This is a genomic window from Kribbella sp. NBC_01510 (genome assembly GCF_045040325.1).
Taxonomy (GTDB): domain Bacteria; phylum Actinomycetota; class Actinomycetes; order Propionibacteriales; family Kribbellaceae; genus Kribbella.
This window is the reverse complement of record NZ_CP109418.1, coordinates 6,588,742-6,606,849: the sequence shown is the minus strand read 5'-3', so window position 1 is coordinate 6,606,849 and position 18,108 is coordinate 6,588,742. Positions and strand designations below refer to the sequence as shown.

Sequence of the window (18,108 nt, the reverse complement as noted above, 5' to 3'; positions counted from 1 at the left end):
GTCTCTCCTCATCCCAGCCGGTACGTCGCGTGCGCGTTGCCGGACATGATCTTGGTCTGCAGATCCCCGGAGATCCCCTCGGGCAGCGCGTCGGCGGCGTTCGCGAAGTGCGCATGCGGGTAGTCGGTGGAGAACATCAGCATCTCGTCGCAGAGAAGCTGGTCGATGACCTCGACGAGGAACTCCGGGGTGTCGGGCCGGTCGAGCGGCGCGATGGTCATCCGAACGTGCTCGCGCAGCACCTCCGACGGAGGACGTTCCACCCACGGAACCTCACGTCGCAGGCCCTTCCAGTCCTTGTCGAACCGCCACATCAACGGCGGCAGCCAACTGAAGCCGCCCTCGATCGTCGCGACGGTCAGCTCGGGGAACTCGACGAACACACCTTCGGTGACGAAGCTCAGCAGCTGTGCCTGGAATGCCAGCGGAACATTCACGTAGTCCTCGACGAAGTACGTCGGCCAGCCGACCGGCGTCACCGGGTTGCCGCTGAGCCCGCCGGCCTGGACACCGACGACGAGCCCGGCGTCTCGCGCGGCTTCGTAGATCGGCCAGAATCCGCGCCGGCCGAGTGGCTCACGGCTGCGGGACGGGACGGTCACCTGGACGAACTGACTGTGCTGCGAGGCCCATTCGACCTCCTTGGCCGCGAACGCCGGATTCTGCAGCGGAAGCACAGCCGATCCGCGGAGCCGGGGGTCCTGCTCCAGCCACTCGTGCAACTGCCAGCGATTCAGCGCCCGGGCGAGCGCGGCCGCCAGGTCGTCGTTGTGGATCGAGTCGATGGCGTAAGTGCAGTTGAGGATCGCGTACTGCAGCTCCCACGGGTCGAGCAACTGACTCCGGAGGAGCTCGAGGCTGGACCCGGATGGTCCCTGCTCCGGCCGGGAGCCCTCGAGGAAGACATTCGGCGCGTTGGACGGATAGAGAGTCGAGGCCAGCCCGCCCATCCCGGACTCGGTGATGTAGTCGCGCCACCGCGCCCCGAGGTAGGGGAACAGGCTCTTCAGGCTGTCGAGGTTGATGTGTACGTCGGTGTCGACCAGGTCGAGTCCGGCCCACTGCTGGGGGCGTGCGTAGTTCTCGAGTTGTTGGATGGCCACTTGTGCTCTCACCTTCGTGGTTGTGGGGAACTCACAGGTCGAGGACCAGCCGGGACGAGAGCGCGCGCGAGACGCAGATCATCATCGTGTCGTTCGCGGCGCGTTCGTCGTCGTCGAGAACCGAGTCCCGATGATCCGGAATGCCTTCCAGCACGGTCGTCTGACAGGTGCCGCAGGTTCCCTCTTCGCAGTTGGACAGGACGTAGACACCGGCCTCGTCCACGACCTCGAGGATGGACTTGTCCGGCGGTACGACGAGGACCTCGTCACTGTCGACGAGTTCGATCTCGAAGGACGTGTTGGGAGCGACCTCGGTCAGCGGTCTCGGCGCGAACCGCTCCACCTGAAGGGTCCTGTGCGGCCAGTGCGCGCTCTTCGCCTCGACGGCCGCGATCAGCGGTTCGGGACCACAGCAGTAGATCAACGTCCCGGGCTGTGGTTCGGCGAGAAGCTGATCCAGTTCGATCAAGCCGCGACGATCCTGCGGCCATTCGAGTACGCACTCGGGACCGTAACTCCCGACCTCGTCCCGGTAGGCCATCGATGCCTCGCTGCGACCGCCGTAGACCAGGCGCCACTCGGCGCCCGCTGCGTGCGCGGCGGCAATCATCGGGATGATCGGAGTGATTCCGATGCCGCCGGCGATGAACAGGTACTGCGGGGAATCGTGGAGCGGGAAGTGGTTACGCGGGCCGGTGGCCGTCAGCACGTCACCGGGCTGGACGCGCTCGCACAATGCGGCGGATCCACCTCGACTCTCGGGCTCCCGCAGTACGGCGATGCGCCACTGGCTGCGATCCTCGGGATCGCCACACAGCGAGTACTGCCGAACGAGCCCGGGGCGAACCTGTACGTCGATATGACTCCCCGGGGTCCACGACGGCAGCTCCGAGGAATCGTCTGCGACGAGCACCAGCTCGCTCACGCCGGACGAGACCTGCTGGTGGGACTTCACCCGCAACGGCATGCTCGTTTCGCGCACCAACTCCGCTCCCCCACGGGCGTCAGATATTGACAATGACATAGTCGCGGTCGACCTCGACCTCGTAAGTTTCGCCGGAGTACGGACCGGGTTGGAACCCGGCGGCGGAGAGCTCCGGATTCTTGACCAGTGCCTCACCGGACTCCACCCCGGTCGGATACGCCTTGACCTTGGTCTTCGCGGGGTCGAACCAGGACTGCCCGGTGGCGATCTCGAACTCCCAGCCGTGCCATGGGCAGCGGATGATCTCCCCGCGCATGATGTAGTCGTAGTTCCCGGGCTTGTCCGAACGGACCAGTCCCGAGGTCACGCCCTCACACATCGGTCCGCCGCCGTGCGGGCACTGGTTGCGGATCGCGTAATAGTTGCCCTTGACGTTGAAGACGCCGATCGACCGCTTGGCGATCTCGACCACCTTGCGGTGGCCGGGTGGGATCTCGTCGACCGTCGCCACTACGTACTTCGTCACGTTGTCTCCTTGTCCAGAAGGCATCATTTGATTCCGGTCATCGAGATTCCGCGGCTGAAGTACTTCTGCGCGAAGACGAAGACCAGGACGGTCGGGATGATGGCCAGCGTCGCTCCGGCCATCAGCGGGCCGTACTGGGTGCTGTCCTGCGTCTGGAAGAACGCCAGCCCGACCGGGACGGTGAACTTGTTGACATCACTGAGGTAGACCAACGGGCCGAAGAAGTCGTTCCACACGTTGACGAAGGTCAGCACCGCGAGGGTGGCCAGGGCCGGCTTCGACAACGGCAGGATGATGCTCACGAAGATCCGGAAATGGCTCGCACCGTCGACGAGGGCGGCTTCGTCGTACTCCTTGGGGATGGTCAGGAAGAACTGCCGGAGCAGGAAGGTGCCGAACGTGTTGGCGACGATCGGCGGGATGATCAACGGGAAGTGGGTGTCGATCAGACCGGCCTTGACGTACGCCGAGTACAGCGGCAGCACCATCAGCATGTCCGGGATCATCAGCGAGGCGAGCAACAGCCCGAAGGCGGCGTCCCGCCCGCGGAACTGCAGTCTCGCGAAGCCGTAGGCGCCCAGCGCACAGACGAACAACCGGCCGATGATCACCAGCACCGTGATGTAGGCGCTGTTCCCGAGGAACCGGAGGAAGGGCAGGACGCCGTTGTTGATCAGGTAGGCGTAGTTCTCTCCGGTGAACGGGTGTGGGAGCAGGTGCGGCGTCAGGCTGATCACGTCGCCCGGCTCCTTGAACGAGCTCGACAGCATCCACAGGAACGGGCCGATGGCAACCAACGCCACTATGACGCAGACGACGTACGTCGCCGTCGGTATCACGATCCGGCGCGGCCGACGTCGCTGTTCGACGCCGGTGTCGCCCGGCGGCATCGGCGACCGCGGTGGCGCGAGCTGTTGGGGAGCACGAGTGTCTTCGACCGTCATTGGTAGAACACCCACCTCTTCGAAAGCCGGTTCTGGATCCAGGTGACCGCGAGCAGCACAGCGAAGAGCACGATCGCGAGCGCCGAGGCGTAGCCCATCCGTCGGAGCGTGAAAGCCTCGTACCAGAGGTGGTAGATGTAGACGTACGTGCCGTCGCCCGGTCCGCCGCCCGTCATCACCAGGATGAGCGCGAAGACCTGGAAGGAGCCGATCGTCTGCAGGATCAGCAACAGGAAGATCGTCGGCGTGAGGAACGGCAGCGTCACGTGGACGAAGCGTGAGAATCGGCCGGCCCCGTCGAGGGTGGCAGCCTCGATCAGCGTCTCCGGGACCCCTTGCAGGCCGGCCAGGACGATGATCATGTTGAAGCCCATGTTCGCCCAGATCGCGGTGGCGATCACCGCGGCCATGGCCGATCCGGGTTCACCCAGCCAGTGCGGTCCGGTGATGCCGAACGACGCCAGCACCGCGTTGATGACGCCGTACTGATCGCTGAACACCCACCGGCTGACGACGCCGACGGCGACCAGGGACGTCACGTACGGCAAGAAGATCAGCGCCCGGATGACGGCCATGCCTCGAAGCCGGTTGTTGACCAGCAGGGCCAGGGCGATCCCGATGATGATCCCGACCGGGACGTACCCGACCGTGTAGATGACCGTGTTGATCAAGCTCTTGCCGAACAGCGGATCCTGCCCGGAGAACATCTCCTGGTAGTTGGCCAGGCCCTTGAACGTCGGCGCCGCCAGGCCGTCCCAGTCGGTGAAGCTCGTCACCAGCGTGGGCACGACCGGGATGACGTTGAAGAGCAGCGTCCCGAGCACGACCGGACCGATGAACATCCAGCCGCGGAGGTTGCGGCGCCGCGCTCCGCGGTGTCGCACCTGCCGGTCGGCTGCCTTGCTGTCCGGTGCCTGGATGGTCTGTGCGGCCGTCACTTCGCCGCGACCTTCAGTTCGGGATCGGTGAGCGCTCCTCCCTTCTCGAGCAACTCCTTGCCCTTGGTCCCGTTCCAGCCGCGCTTCTTGATCTCAGCGTTGACCGCGGCCCGGCCACGATTGATGTAGTCGGCCGTGGCGAGCTTGCCGCTCATCAAGTTGTTGGCATTGGTGCCCTCGACGAAGGAGTCGGCGAGCACCGTCCCGATCGGCCCACGTGGGAACGGCACGTCGACCGGGTGGCCCGCGGCGTTGCCCAGCGCTTCGGCCCAGACGTTGGCGGTCTTCGGCCGCGGATGGTCGGTGAACGCGGCGCTCTTCGCCACCTCGGTCAGCGCCGGGACGGCGAATTGCGCCTTGGCCATCACCTCCGACGCCGCCTTGCCGCACAGGGCCTTCATCGCCAGGAAGGCGGCCTGCGGATCCTTCGCGGTCTTCGGGATCACCCAGGTCCGGGCGTAGTTCTTCGTCATGGCGAAGAGCGGCGTCTTGGGCCAGGGCATGACGTCCCAGTCGATGCTCTTGCTGATCTGCGCGCTGATGTCCATGGCCTGCCACGTCATGGCGAGTTTTCCCGCGTTGAACAACGGCAGGTACTCCACGTCGACGGTGGGGGCGTAACCGTCGCGGATGTAGGAGACCTGCTTGTCGATCGCGGCCGCCGTCTCCGGCTTGCCGTACCCGCATTCGGTCTGGTTGTTGTAGAGCGCGGTGTCACCAGCACCGTACGCCGTGGCCTGGACCGTGTTGACGGCGTACTGCAGACCGTAGGTATCGGTCCGGCTGCCGTTCTTCTTCGTCAACGTCTTGACGGCTGCGTCGAACTCGTCCCAGCTCCACGCCTCGGACCACGAGGTCGGCGCCGTGAGCCCGGCATCGGCGAACAACTTCTTGTTGTAGTACAGCGCGTTGGCACTCATACCGGGCGTGATGGAGAACTGGTACCCCTCGACAGCGACCTTGGTCGTGAACGTCGGGCTGTACTTGGTCAGGTCGAACCCGTTGGTGGCGTCCCGCATCATCTTGTCCAACTGCAGGATCTTGCCGTTCGTCGCCAGGTCGTACACCCGGTCGTCGTCGATGCGCTGCAGGTCGGCCGCAGTACCGGACGCGAACTGCAGCATGACGCTCGCCCAGTCGTCTCCAGGGGCGGGCTTCCAGACGATCTTGATCTTGTGCTCGTCGAGGCTCTCCTTCTGAGCAGCCGCGATCATGTCCTTGAACATCTTCTGGGTGGTGGGATCACCGACGGAACTGAAGGTCACCTCGGTCCATCCGGTGGGCGTCCCGGACGCCCCCGATCCGCAGGCGATCAACGAGTTGCCGGCAACGCCGGCGGCGGCCAGTCCAAGGCCTCCTTGGAGTAGTCGGCGGCGGGTGAACAACGAGCCGGAGGTCATGGCGATGGTCTCCCTTGACAGGCGGTTCGCCCGGCACAGGCCCCAGAGTCTGCGCAACAACAGCCATCTACACCGATGTACTACACGGCGCTGACAGCAGCGGGCTGTGGATCTTGGGTGTGCCCCAAGTGTTCGCCTGCCAGACCAGGGTGTCAACACTATGCGGAATGGAACTTCCAATATTCGGAAGTCTGAAGCTCGCCTGCCGGCCCGCTCGGAGGGGGTGGGCGGAGCACTTATGCTTGAGTCCCGATCGGGTCAGAGACAGAGAGCAGGATGGTGGAGAACAGGACGTCGGGAAGTGTCCAATCCGTCGAACGGGCCTTCCACCTTCTCGAGCTACTGGCCGACAGCGGCGATTCGTCGCTGACCGATCTCTCGGCCGCCATCGATGTGCCGGCGCCGACCACGCACCGGTTCCTGAAAACGCTGGTCGCGCTCGGATACGTCCGCAAGCTGCCGAACCGCCATTACGGGCTCGGGCTCAGGATGGCGAGACTGGCGGGCCGGGTCGACTTCGGCCCGATCGTGAAACCGCACCTGGACACGCTCGCCCGGGAGATCGGCGAGTCGGCGAATCTGGCGGTGCTGGAAGGCGACATGGTCGTCTACATCGCCCAGTCCCCCTCCCCGCACGCGATGCGAATGTTCACCGAGGTCGGGCACCGCGCGCACACCCATTCGACGGGGGTCGGCAAGGCGATCCTCGCCGGACTGTCCAACGACCAGGTTGCCCGCATCATGAGCAGGGTCGGGATGCCGGCCGCGACCAAGCACAGCATCACCGACCTGGCGAAGCTCCGCACCGAACTGAACCGGATCCGCCGCACGGGCTACGCGAGGGACAACGGCGAACAGGAGATCGGTGTCGTCTGCTACGCCGTCCGGATCCCCGACGTACCGGTCTCGATGGCGATCTCGGTCTCCGGGCCGGCCTTCCGGATGACGCAGGAACTCGGCAAGGCGGCGGTCCCCCTGCTGATCAGCGAGGCACAGGCGATCTCAGCGGAACTGCTCGGCGCCCTGGACTGACCCGAGCCGTCGGGTGGTGCAGCCTCACATCGCGGCTCTCAGCACGTCGAACTCGCAGCCTGGAGAGTCTGGGTCGAAGCCGTGCTCGACCAACCAGCGGGCCGCCCCCAGGCTTCGCAACGACCACCACGCGCGAATCACCTCGAGGTCGACGTCGGCGGCGCCGTAGCCGGCGACGAGGTCACCAAGGCGCTCCTCGTGTCCGAGCGTCAAGCTGGCGAGGTCAAACATCGCATCGCCCTGGCTCGCCTCGGACCTGTCGATGACGCCGGTGATCTTGTCACCGGCAACGAATACATGGGTGATCTGCAAATCGCCGTGCGCGAAAACCGGTGTCCATGGCCAGAGCGCTGCCTCCGCAATCTCGCGATTGCGCGTGACCAAGTCGGTGGGAAGGACGCCGTTCGTGATGAGCCACTCGCATTCGGCATCGAGGTGCGACGCGATCTCCTCGCGACTCCGACCGGGCCATGGCGGCAGCGGCGCGTCGTGCAGCATCCGTACGGCGGCACCGTGTGGATCCTGAACTCAGGTATGAGGCCGGGCTCCGTTGTCGTGTCCCGCACCCGAGCCGTCCACGCACTCGCCGCTCTTACCCCGCGTGCAGGCTAGGAGCCTTTCGCGCCGGGTGTCGTTGTCGCGTAGCGACAGGGGCATGCGACCGGCGGTCGACCAGTGGGGCTTGCCAGATCGCGAGACGTAGGCAGCCCGAGTCTGTTCCGCCCTCCACGCGCTACCCCCGGCCCGCTTCCAGCTGGGACCGTGAATCCATCGGTCCTGGTACGCGTGACGCCACCGGTTCGACATGTCGTTGGCCCGAGGGTGTCCTACTGTAGGGGGACGGCGAAGGGGTGATGCATGTCCGACCTGCTCGACAGTCCGCGTCTGCAGAAACTTGATTCGGACGGAACCGAGGAATTCTGGGCCGAAGTCGCCGAGCAGGGTGCGCCAATGGTGGAGCCCGTGCTGGATGACGACCGCGATGTCTGGCTGACTTTTCTCTATCGGTCGAGCGAGTTGAATGGCAGCGTCTCGGTGTTCGGCGGCCCAGCAGGATGGGAGGCACCGGGCAACTTGATGCACCACTTGGACGGCACCGACGTCTGGTACCTCACCTGCCGGGTCCGCGCCGATCTGCGCTGCACCTACCGCCTGGCGGTCGATGACGTGGACGGCTCGGCGGCCAAGGCCGAGGATTGGCAGGAACGTACGGCGCACTGGTTCTCCGATCCACTCAACCCGGCAACGTTCTCCTATCCCGAGGACGAATTCCTCGGCACTGACGAGACTGTCGTGTCACTGGTCGAGCTACCGGCCGCGCCCGCGCAGCCGTGGCTGACTCCGCGTGCCCACGGCAACCATGGCGAGCTCGTCCAGCATCTGCACCGTAGTGAGATCCTCGGCAACGAGCGCCGCATCTGGGTCTACACCCCGCCCGGTTATCGACCCGACGACGAGCCGTATCCGCTGCTCGTGCTGTTCGACGGCGACGTCGTAGGCGGCCCAATGCCGTTCCCTACGATCCTGGACAACCTCATCGACGATGGCCGCATCCCGCCGATGGTGGCCGTCCTCGTCGACAGCCTGACCCAGGAAGTCCGCAACCGAGAACTCCCTTGCGGCAGACCATTCCTGGAGTACCTGACCGACGAGCTGCTGCCCTGGGCCCACGAGCAGTACCGGATCACGACCGATCCCGCGCGCACGATCGTGGCCGGTCAGAGCCATGGCGGTCAGGCCGCCGCGTTCGCGGCGCTCAGTCGCCCGGATATCTTCGGCAACGTGATCTCGCAGTCGGGATCGTTCTGGTGGAGCCCCGAGGATGATCACGAACACGAGTGGCTGACCCGCCAGTATGCCGAGTCCGAGCGACAGCCCGTGCGGTTCTACATCGAGGCCGGCCTGCAAGAACGCGGTCAAACCCCCGACCACGGCCCATCCATCCTTGTCGCAAACCGCCACCTTCGAACTATCCTGCGCAGCAAGGGCTACGAAGTGAAGTACACGGAGTTCAACGGCGGCCACGACTACGCCTGCTGGCGCGGCTCGCTCGCCGACGCGCTGACCACCGTTACTGCCCCTTCGTTGACGCAATGACATCCGAGGCCGACCAACCAGGAAAGGGTTCCTGGCGGGCGAAGGCGATTCGTTGATACCGGCAACGTGGAGCCTGGTCCGATAGCGCGCCGCGAGTTCGTAGTACCGGGTGGCTCGCAGCCGTAGGGACGTCGTGCGATCAGAGCGGACTCGGCAAGCTTGCGGCGCTCCTGCATCCCGCGTCCGTCCACCGGGAGGGCAACCCGATACCTCACCACGTCGAGTCGGCGTTCCGCCCCGAAGCTGCATCCTCTCAGCGCCCTGTCTGATGACGCAGCCCGGCGCCGCACGGCCGGAACGTAAACGCTCTCCATGGGCGGTGCGTGGCGGACCATCGCGACGTCACCTGCGACCATTCGTCGAGCCGGCACAACGCGTCACAGTCGCGGCCCGGACACATTCTTGACGAGCCAGCGTGCCAGCGGGCGTAGTTGAGAGAAGGCGGCGAGTACGTGATCTGCCGCGGCGGGAGTGTGAATCCATTCCTCGCAGCCGAGGGCGCGGCTTGCGATGACCGACCTGTGCCGCAGTAGCTTCGCTCGCGGATGGTCGGCGGGATGGACGCGCAGCGGTCGCGTCAGCAGGTCGCCCGTGATCACGAATCCGCCCCGCTCGAGATGCCGCATGATGGCAACCAGGCGCGGCCCGGAACCCGGATCCGCCACCGCGGCGCGATACCGCTCGATCTGCACCGACGGCCCGTACCACCACGCCACCCCGACCTCCAGGCCGTCCAGATCGAACCGGATTCCCAGTTCGATGTTCCGAGCCAGCCGGACGATCGCGTGCTGCCGCTGCCAGGCTTGCACCAGTACATCGCCGTAGCCCCAGACCGCGAAGTCCTCGTACTCCGGATCCGCGTCAGCCACCGCATTCATCAGCTCAACCATCGGTCGGCGAACCAGGTCTTCCCGGTCCCGCCGGCATCGCCGCCTCACATCCGCCGGAGGATCACCGTCAAGCTCCAGCAGCACATCGAACGCAGACCTCGGCCACCCCTCGAAAGCCCCAGTCACATCACGCAGCTTAGCGATCGCATCCGCACGGCCTGGTGCGTGACGCTCGCTGCCAGAGCAACTCGCGAGCCGTCGACACGAATGCCGAACGCCCAGCCAGTGCTGGCGACACAACTCGCCAGGCTGCACATTCGAGTTCGGCAGCCGAGCCGGGGCGCGATTGTTCATTGATCCCGGCTGGCGCGACCACGGGGCAGTCGCCCGCGAGCGCTAGCGAGCCCCTCGCGGGCGACAGCCCGCAGGTCCCCGGCGGCAGCCGGGGGCGGGTGGGAGCACTCGCCGCACGCGCTTCTGCTGGCAGAAGCCATCTGGACTCTCTGCTATCGAGGGAGATCGCGAATATATGTACCGCCGTCGATCAACTCGCGATAAAGGGGCATCACCGCGAAGCGTGGGGGAAATGGCGGACACAAAGTTGGAATCGGAATCGGCTGACGAGATCGGTCGATCTGGTTATCGGGTATGGATTCGTGAACGAGCACTTGCGTCCGCCGGGTGGCTTCGTATCCTCGTCGGCGCGAACTGGTCGGCTGTCATTGTCGCTGGTGATGGCGAGCATCAGTCGTTGGTCACGGTGAGCGTGTCGCCGATCGTTCCCTGGATTCGGGCCGACCCGACCGCGGTTCCCGACGCCTTAACGAGGCTGTCGAGCGGGTCTATCACCCAGTACGCGATCGTCGCGGTCCCGAGTAGGTCGAAACGATCCTTGCGGACCTTGCGGTCGTCGGTCAGTTGGTCGATCGACCCGCCGGCTCCCTTCACGAACAGGACCGCGGCGAAGCGGTCCGCGGCGCCTGCGGTCCCGTGCAGCCCTTCGTGCAACGCCGCGGTCACCAGCGGCGAGCGGGCACTTCCTGACGGGACGACATGGATAGCGGTCCGGAAATCATCAATCCCCTTGATCACGTCCAGCACCTGCTCGGCGTTCCGGGTCTTCTGCACCAGAAGGGCCGCGGCGTGGTCGCGTGCCTTGGTCGCGTTGTCGATCTCCTCCTGTGCCGCCGGCTCTTCCGGGTCCTGTTGATGCTTGCTGAGTACGGTGTCCAGGGCCGACTGCTTGACGGCTGCCTCGGCTTCCGCCTCAGCCTGGTCCGAGTCCGCTCCTGCCTTTTCGTCGAGCAGCAGGCCGCGCTTGTCCATCAACTCCCTGTCCAGCTTGACCACACCGTCTTGAGGCACAGTGCGGAAGTCCGCCAGCATGATGTCGCGGGCACCCACCAGCCGGCCGGCCACGTCGGCAAGGATCACCGGGTCGTCCAGACTCATGGCGTGGCTGGAGACACTTCGGGTCGGAGCGAAGAACGAGATGAGCCCGGGAATCGCCGCCACCACCCCTGCGACAATGGCAGGGGCGATGCCGTCCGGATTCGGCAGCAGGGCGTCGGCGGCGTCGTGCAGCATCTTGAGGCCCTGCTCCACCTCGACATAGACACCGTCGAGCGAAGCGAGATCATCGGCCGAGGTGAGGAGGACCCGGCCGGCGCCCTTAGCCGGTAACGACGCGGCCACCGCATCCGCGAGTGCCTTCGCCGCATTTCCCAGCGCCTTATGGGTGACCCGGGAGCTGAACAGTGACTGATCGCCGGAAACCTTTAGCTCGGGCACGGTGGCTTTCGACAGGTCCGGGATCAATGCGGCCACCCGAGCCTGCTGGGTGTCGAAGTCGGACTTCTGCGCCTCGGCGATCGCCTTGTGGGCCGCGGCTTCCCGTTGCTCGCGGCCGAGAGCGCCGGACGCCTCCGCTTCCTCGCGTTGCGCCTTCGCGGCGTCCACGGCCGCCTTCTGCGCATCCGATTTCGCCTTCTCCGCGTCGGCTTTTGCTTTTGCGGCCTCCGCGAGCGTCTGCTCGAGCTTTGCTTGATCGATCTGTTCCTGGTCGACCGGCATGGTCAACACCCCCCCGGGTCTCCGCGCATCGCGCATTTCAGTATCAGCCTGACCGCCCGGATGGACAATGGCGTAGCCGGCCGATGACAACCCAAGGACCTCAGGACTACCCTTCAGCTCATCGGGGGGCAATTATGGCCGACGGATTTCACCACCTGTCGCGGGGCGCCGAGGATCTGGCCGAGGCACGGCCGCGGATGCTCGAGCTGAACCTCCGGGCAATTGAGTCCGGCGCGGGACGGCTGAACAACGAGTTGGTGGCGCGGCGCTATCTAGACAGCGCCTTGGAGACCGAGCCTGAGCGCCGTGCCTTCCGCGCGCTCCGTGCCTCTGACTCGCCGGCCTGGGTGCCGGCGCTCACCCTGTTGGAAGAACTCAGGTCGCCCTTCGACGAGGGATCGGTCGTCCGCTTTCGCCAGCTGTTCAGAGGCGTGCCGGTGCACGGCGCCCGCGCGATGGTGGAGCTTTCCGGAGATCAGGACCTGGCCCATCTGAACGTCGAAGTCGCCGACGAGGCCGAACTCGCCGAGTCCGCACCGTTCCCGCCGCGGGTACACCCGGAGCTGGCGGTCGACATCGTTGCCAACAGCACCGACGCCCCATTCCCCTGGCCCTTCCAACCTACTGTCCCGGAACTGGGGTTCGTCCACGTCCCTGATCGCGGGTTCGTCCTGTGCTGGCGGGTCACTGACGTGGAGATTTCGAGGCGACCCGACACTGTTGACGAGCACGCCGGCGGCTGGGAGTCCCCGCTGTATCGGCCCGCACGGTTCGACGTGTACGTCGACGCGATCGCCGGCGAAATCGTGCTGCAGCTCTCGCAGTCCAGGGCGGTCGCGCCGGCTTTCGTCCAGCCCGTCGTCTGCACCGGCGACAGCGAGGATCAATCCGACTGCCGCTTCGACGGATCGCAAACCGGCCAGGACTTCCAGATGCTGGACCCGGGCCGAAACACCGTCACCCACGACTTCGCTCTCCAGCCGTACAACCTCCGGCTGCCGCCACCAGGCCTCGGCGCTCCCGTTTCAAGCCCCACACCCGCCTGGGCCGCCACGAACCGAGCCGCGGTCACCGCCACCGTCAACGCACAGATCGTCCACGACTTCCTGGAGAGCCTCCTCCACCGCCAGAGCATTGACGGCCGGCAGATGACCCTGGTCAGCGTGGTCAACTGCGCCCGGTCAAACGGTGCCACAGACTTCCCCCAGGCCTACTGGAATGGCGACCGGATGGTCTATGGACAAAGCTCCACGGGCGGGCAGCTGGTGAGCACGGCCAGGCACCTCGAGGTCGTCGCCCACGAACTGTGCCACGGACTGACCGACCACACCGCCAAGCTGCGCTACCGGGACGAGAGCGGCGCCCTCAACGAATCGATCAGCGACATCCTCGGCGTCATTGTCGCGAATCGCACCAACCGAGGACAGAACACCTCCACCTGGTCCTGGGACATCGGCCCGGGACTTGGACAGAAGGGTGGCCTACTCCGCAACCTGGCAAACCCCAGTCTTGGAGATCCCTCACAACCGCAACACATGAACGACTACGTGTACACGGGCCAGGACAACGGTGGCGTCCACTACAACTCCGGCATCCACAACCGCGCGGCATTCCTGATGCTGACGACGACCATGCCTGACGGTTCGCCGATACTGCCCCCGGACGAGATCGCCAGGATGTACTACTACATCCTGCTTCAGCTCACAGACAATGCGACCTTCGCCGACGCCCGGAAGACGCTCGTCGAAAGCATCACGAACCGACACCAGGTCTTGCCCGACATCGCCGACCGGGTAGCCGCCGTCGAGGCCGCGTACGACTCCGTAGGCATCGTCTGACCACCTGCCCACGACGGTGACTGATGGAGTCAAGATGGGCAGATGATCCACTGGCCAATGGCTCTCAACGGCGCCGGCGGGCTGCCCACCCTGGACAGCCACTCTTCCCGCGAGGGCGGGGCCGATGTCGATCCACCACGTCGAGCCCATCCAGCAGGTTCAGCGCCGCCTCGGCCCCCGGGTGAACTCCCCCTGGTGCGTGCGATCGCGGTTACACGATTTCTAGGACCGTGAGTCGAGGACCGGATCGGGTTCGCGAACGGTCGAGTCACGGGCGTGGATGGCCGCATGGTCGACGTCGCTGTGGGTCACGGTCAGGTAGGCGACGAACACTACAAAGAGCAGCAGCCCGACCAGGGTGACGGGCCCGATACCCCAGCCGACGCCGCCGTCGTGGGTGCCTTTGCCGAGCCAGTCGGCGATCGAGGCGCCGAGCGGTCGGGTCAGTACATACGATGACCAGAAGGCGACAGTGACGTTGAGGCCGAGTTTCCACAGGCCGAGCGGCACTACGATCAGCACGGCGAACAGGAGGATCGACCAGGTGAAGCCGAGGCCGAAGTCGATGGCGGTCGCGTCGCCGACGGCGGTGCCGAGGCCGAAGGTGATCAGGACGACGCCCCAGTAGAACCGCTCGCGCCGGGCGGTGGTGATCGAGTGCACCGAGATCGTGCCCTCGCTTCGCTTCCACCACGTCAGAAGGGCGCAAAGCAGTACGAGGTAAACGATGGAGTCGAACCAGTACGGCGTGCCGAGCGCGACGTGCGGTCCGTCGGCGATCATCGTGCCGAAGAGAGCGACGCCGAGCACGGTGACCCAGTAGCGCGCCGGGCGGTAGGTCTGGGCCTTCAGTTGCAGGTAGAGAGCGGTGAAGAAGCTACCGATCCCGATGACGGCGGCGAGTGGAATGCTGACGGTGCCGAGGTAGTCCGAGGCGGTCTCGCCGATTCCGGTGGTCAGCAGCTTGACCACCCAGAACATGAGGAAGACCGCGGGGACCTTCGGGGCACGGAACACTCGGGTTTGCATGGTCTCGGAGGATAGGCACCACAAGCTGAGAGTCACCTGATAGTGATGCCGACCTCTTGTGAGGACTTTCCCACCACCAGCGACAGCAGCAGTTGGCGCTCGGAAGAGTTCAGTCAACCGGCCGGCGCGCGCGTGTTGCGCTATTGTCCGCAACCATGTTCGGCGTGCGAGGCAGGACGGCCCATCTGGCGTGGTACCGGACCGATGAGGCGGCGCCCGAGGTCGCCTTCCTGCACGGCTTCTCCGACTCTGGGCAGTGCTGGGAGCCACTGATCCGTGCGATGCCCGGGATTCGGGCGCTCGCGATCGATGCGCGCGGGCACGGAGAGTCCGGGCTACCAGAGGAACCTATCCGCTATGCCGCACACCGCGACGATGCTGCCCTCGTGCTGTCGAGCCAGCCCCGTGACGGCGGGATGGTAGTGGTCGGCCACTCGATGGGCGCGATGTCGGCCGCCCACCTCGCCGCGTCGAGGCCGGACCTGGTCCGGGCGGTTGTGCTGGAGGACCCGCCGACTGGAGCGCCGTCCGCTGGCCAACAGGACGAACCGTGGTCCGTGCCGCGTTGGCTCGCGGACCTACGAGCCCTCGACCTGCCGTCACGAATCGCGCGGGGCCGATCCGAGGACCCCGACTGGCCCGATGACGAGCTCGAGCCCTGGGCCGTGTCGAAGGCGCAAGTCGACCCGCACCTGTTCGATCTGCCGTTTCGCGAAGCGGGCCCGCTGACCGACCTGCTGGCCGCGATAGCGTGCCCGGTACTGCTGATCCACGGGGACACTGACCGCGGCTCGCTGATCTCCACCGAGTACGCGGTGCGCTGCGCCCGAGCGGCCGCCGGCGAGTTCCGGGCGGTACACATCGCCAGTGCCGGCCATTCGGTCCACCGCGACAACCGCCGGCAGTACATCGCGGAACTCAGCAGGCTCCTCGACCGATACCGCTGACCGTCGGCGCATCGGGCTCCTGGCGACGCAGCGAAGGAGTCAGTGGAGCGCTCCAAGGACGCAGAGGCTACGGATCAGCCGCGACTCTCTCCTAGACCGGTGCCGACAGCTACTTGTATCGGTGCCACAGTTCGTTGGCGCCCGATCTGAGTGTGGCCAGCCGATGCGCGTGGACCTTGGCGATGTCGGGGCGGTTGCGGAGGTCGGTGATGACGCTCCTCACGAGGACCAACGATCGGATGCGGCTGAGGGTTGCCCAGGAGGGAAGGGTGGTGACGTCGAGGCCGTAGCTGGTAGCCAGAGCTTCGTGGCCTTGGGTGGCGCCGAAGCGTAGAGCGCTGACAGCGGCGACAACCAGGTCGTAGGCGAGGGGGCCGATGCTGGTGCCGTCGAAGTCGCAGAGGACGAAGCGGCCGGTGGGTTCACGTAGGAGGTTGCCGATGTAGGCGTCGCCGTGGAGTAGGCCCATCTGGAGGTCGGGCGTGAGGGCGCGGTAGTCGGCTTCGATGTTGGCCCATTGTTGGGTGAGCCAGGCGTGGTCGTCGGCCGTGAGGCCGTCGGCCAAGGCGAGCCGGCTGCGCGCGCTGCTGAAGGGGTCCCAGGGCTTGAGGCCGGGCATGGGCTCGAGTTTGTGCCAGCCGAGCAAGGGTGCTGCCAACTCGGCGCCGGTCCATGCGGGGTTGCCGCCTTCGAGGAGCTGCCAGATTGTTGCCGAGTAGTTCTCGAACAAGACGGGCTGGATCAGACCTGGCTCGAGCCTGACAGCCGGCGCGTCGTGGAGCTCCAGCCAGGTGGCGATTCGCGCGACGTGGTCGGCTCGCTGACTGGCCAGGTCGCCAGCACCGAATCTGACAACGACGCTCTGGCTTGGAAGCCGGTAGACGGCGTTGTTCGTGTACTTGATCAGCTCCGCTTCGTCTGGCAGAAGACCAGCCTCTTGGCAGATTCCCTTGAGCGCGTGCTTAAGCCGTTGGTCGAGCTCTGGGGACAGGTTCGTCATGCGGTGAGTGCCTTCGGCGCGTTTGTGCGGACGGATTCGAGCTGGTGTAACAAGTCCACCGCGTCGGACTTCCCAGAGTGTTGTGAGGCTGCGGTGCCGATCTCGGCCAGGCGGCTGAGTCCGCGGCCGCTGCGGAGATGCTGCGCTTTATTGATCACGTCACGAGCCACGTCGATGCCGACGTCCAGCTCGTTCGTACGCAGCAGGTTCGTCGACAAGATGATCCGATCGAAGGTCCGGCTTCGGCGCGATCTGTCGGGGCCGGATTCGGTGATCGCTTGCTGCGCGAATGCGACCGCGCGTACGGCGTACTCGCGGGCTTGCGCGTCGTCTTTCGCGTAGGCCGACAGCGAGTTGTACACCAGTGCTTGATGCCCGGTGTAGTCGCCGGGCGTGAAGTACAGCGTCGTCCACGGGGAGACACGGTGCTTGTCTGCACGGCCCATTTCGTGTTCCGCACGAGCGACAGCATCGACGACATGATCGTGCTTACCGAGCATCGCGTAAGCCAATGCTTCGTTGGCGTGCGGCCTGGCGACTTCGGCTGGATCACCCGCATCCTGCGCGGCGAGCTGGCCAAGCTGCAGCATCTTCAACGCCTCCACAGGCTCGGCTTCTTGCATGCTCGCCAGTCTCTCGACGACCCCGGAATCAGTCTCTGACCTGCGCAAACGCCTACCTGATGCGCATGCCGGAGATGGCGCGCGCGATCACCAATCTCTGGATTTCGGACGTGCCTTCGAAGATGGTGTAGATCTCCTCGGTGCTCGCGGGGACCTCGGCTGCGCAGGCTGCGAATCCGCCCTGACCTGCGGATTCGTGTCTCGACGCTTGTCACCAATTGCCGCCGCTTGCCAGCGTCTCACGGAACAGTGACGGAACAGCGGTTCAGCGATCCCATGAGCCAAAGCGTCACGCCTTCACCGCTCGGCTAGCTGGCAGGCTGGCGAGACAGCCCGACAACCCACGCCGGCAGGCCGCGATCGAGGACCATCTCGACGAGGTGATGCAGCACCTTGCCTTCGCGGCCTCGCTGGCCGAACTCGTCGAGCGAGCCGGGGATCGAAGCCTGCCGATATCGCAATCACCGATGCCGACGCCATGGCCACCGACGGCGACGTGACCATTCGCGGAGGCCGTCTGGCTGCCAGTCGCGACATCCATCAAACCGAACCGGATGCGTTCGCCGTCCTGATGGTGTCGTCGTGGCGTCCGCGGCCGCATCGTGTGGCTACGAGGTACGTCAGAACGCCGACACCTCCCCCGATCCCACCCTTGCTGACCACGAGCGATCCAGCACTCGGTCCATTCGAGTCGATCCCATCCAGGCTCCGGGTCCGTTCCACCCATCCCCGAGTCCGTCCCGAGTAGCTCTGAGTGGGTCCCAACCGGCCCGGAGTCCGTCGCTCCAGGGCACCCCAGGTCG

16 protein-coding genes are annotated in these 18,108 nt (G+C 65.7%); 4 read left to right on the top strand and 12 right to left on the bottom strand.

Going from position 1 to position 18,108, the window contains the following annotated elements; genetic code table 11:
* Positions 1-8: 8 nt before the first annotated feature.
* Genes OG558_RS32700 through OG558_RS32675 form a run of 6 tightly spaced genes read right to left on the bottom strand, consistent with a single transcriptional unit; the run spans position 9 to position 5,836 of the window.
* Positions 9-1,103: an amidohydrolase family protein gene (locus OG558_RS32700; RefSeq protein WP_405066420.1), complete on the bottom strand. Its 1,095-nt coding sequence runs from the start codon at positions 1,101-1,103 to the stop codon at positions 9-11.
* A gap of 31 nt (positions 1,104-1,134) precedes the next feature.
* Positions 1,135-2,085: a PDR/VanB family oxidoreductase gene (locus OG558_RS32695; protein ID WP_405066419.1), complete on the bottom strand. Its 951-nt coding sequence runs from the start codon at positions 2,083-2,085 to the stop codon at positions 1,135-1,137.
* Positions 2,086-2,107: 22 nt separating this feature from the next.
* Positions 2,108-2,554 carry a Rieske (2Fe-2S) protein gene (locus OG558_RS32690; RefSeq protein ID WP_405066418.1) on the bottom strand — a complete coding sequence of 149 codons (447 nt, stop codon included), beginning with the start codon at positions 2,552-2,554 and terminating at the stop codon, positions 2,108-2,110.
* A gap of 23 nt (positions 2,555-2,577) precedes the next feature.
* Positions 2,578-3,498: a carbohydrate ABC transporter permease gene (locus OG558_RS32685; protein ID WP_405066417.1), complete on the bottom strand. Its 921-nt coding sequence runs from the start codon at positions 3,496-3,498 to the stop codon at positions 2,578-2,580.
* A complete protein-coding gene (locus tag OG558_RS32680; protein WP_405066416.1) occupies positions 3,495-4,436 on the bottom strand; it encodes a carbohydrate ABC transporter permease in 942 nt (313 codons plus the stop codon). The genes OG558_RS32685 and OG558_RS32680 overlap by 4 nt, the downstream gene beginning before the upstream one ends.
* The gene (locus OG558_RS32675; RefSeq protein ID WP_405066415.1) at positions 4,433-5,836 is read right to left on the bottom strand and encodes an extracellular solute-binding protein; all 1,404 of its coding nucleotides are present in this window, start codon (positions 5,834-5,836) and stop codon (positions 4,433-4,435) included. Before OG558_RS32675 ends, OG558_RS32680 begins: the two co-directional genes overlap by 4 nt.
* Positions 5,837-6,112: 276 nt before the next feature.
* On the opposite strand from OG558_RS32675, the gene OG558_RS32670 reads away from it, so the two are divergent.
* The gene (locus OG558_RS32670) at positions 6,113-6,868 is read left to right on the top strand and encodes an IclR family transcriptional regulator (protein ID WP_405066414.1); all 756 of its coding nucleotides are present in this window, start codon (positions 6,113-6,115) and stop codon (positions 6,866-6,868) included.
* Positions 6,869-6,892: 24 nt separating this feature from the next.
* On the opposite strand, the gene OG558_RS32665 is transcribed toward OG558_RS32670, so the two are convergent.
* Positions 6,893-7,366, bottom strand: coding sequence for a phosphotransferase (locus OG558_RS32665; protein WP_405066413.1), 474 nt, complete (start codon positions 7,364-7,366; stop codon positions 6,893-6,895).
* Between the two features lie 360 nt (positions 7,367-7,726).
* Between OG558_RS32665 and fes the strand changes: the two genes are divergently transcribed.
* On the top strand, positions 7,727-8,965 hold the full coding sequence (fes, locus tag OG558_RS32660; protein WP_405066412.1) for an enterochelin esterase: 1,239 nt from the start codon (positions 7,727-7,729) through the stop codon (positions 8,963-8,965).
* A gap of 377 nt (positions 8,966-9,342) precedes the next feature.
* Here fes and OG558_RS32655 read toward each other — a convergent pair whose 3' ends face one another.
* Both OG558_RS32655 and OG558_RS32650 read right to left on the bottom strand, forming a co-directional pair.
* Complete coding sequence (locus OG558_RS32655) at positions 9,343-9,843, bottom strand: DUF2461 family protein (RefSeq protein WP_405066411.1); 501 nt, start codon at positions 9,841-9,843, stop codon at positions 9,343-9,345.
* Positions 9,844-10,539: 696 nt separating this feature from the next.
* Positions 10,540-11,868, bottom strand: a complete 1,329-nt coding sequence (locus OG558_RS32650; protein WP_405066410.1) for a hypothetical protein — start codon at positions 11,866-11,868, stop codon at positions 10,540-10,542.
* On the opposite strand from OG558_RS32650, the gene OG558_RS32645 reads away from it, so the two are divergent.
* Positions 11,835-13,706 carry a M4 family metallopeptidase gene (locus OG558_RS32645; protein ID WP_405066409.1) on the top strand — a complete coding sequence of 624 codons (1,872 nt, stop codon included), beginning with the start codon at positions 11,835-11,837 and terminating at the stop codon, positions 13,704-13,706. The two genes, OG558_RS32650 and OG558_RS32645, sit on opposite strands and share 34 nt — an antisense overlap.
* A 222-nt stretch (positions 13,707-13,928) precedes the next feature.
* Here OG558_RS32645 and OG558_RS32640 read toward each other — a convergent pair whose 3' ends face one another.
* Positions 13,929-14,735: a hypothetical protein gene (locus OG558_RS32640; RefSeq protein ID WP_405066408.1), complete on the bottom strand. Its 807-nt coding sequence runs from the start codon at positions 14,733-14,735 to the stop codon at positions 13,929-13,931.
* 164 nt (positions 14,736-14,899) lie between these two features.
* Between OG558_RS32640 and OG558_RS32635 the strand changes: the two genes are divergently transcribed.
* Positions 14,900-15,682, top strand: coding sequence for an alpha/beta fold hydrolase (locus OG558_RS32635; RefSeq protein ID WP_405066407.1), 783 nt, complete (start codon positions 14,900-14,902; stop codon positions 15,680-15,682).
* Positions 15,683-15,791: 109 nt separating this feature from the next.
* Here OG558_RS32635 and OG558_RS32630 read toward each other — a convergent pair whose 3' ends face one another.
* A complete protein-coding gene (locus OG558_RS32630; RefSeq protein ID WP_405066406.1) occupies positions 15,792-16,682 on the bottom strand; it encodes a phosphotransferase family protein in 891 nt (296 codons plus the stop codon).
* On the bottom strand, positions 16,679-17,305 hold the full coding sequence (locus OG558_RS32625) for a hypothetical protein (RefSeq protein ID WP_405066405.1): 627 nt from the start codon (positions 17,303-17,305) through the stop codon (positions 16,679-16,681). Before OG558_RS32625 ends, OG558_RS32630 begins: the two co-directional genes overlap by 4 nt.
* Positions 17,306-18,108: the final 803 nt, after the last annotated feature.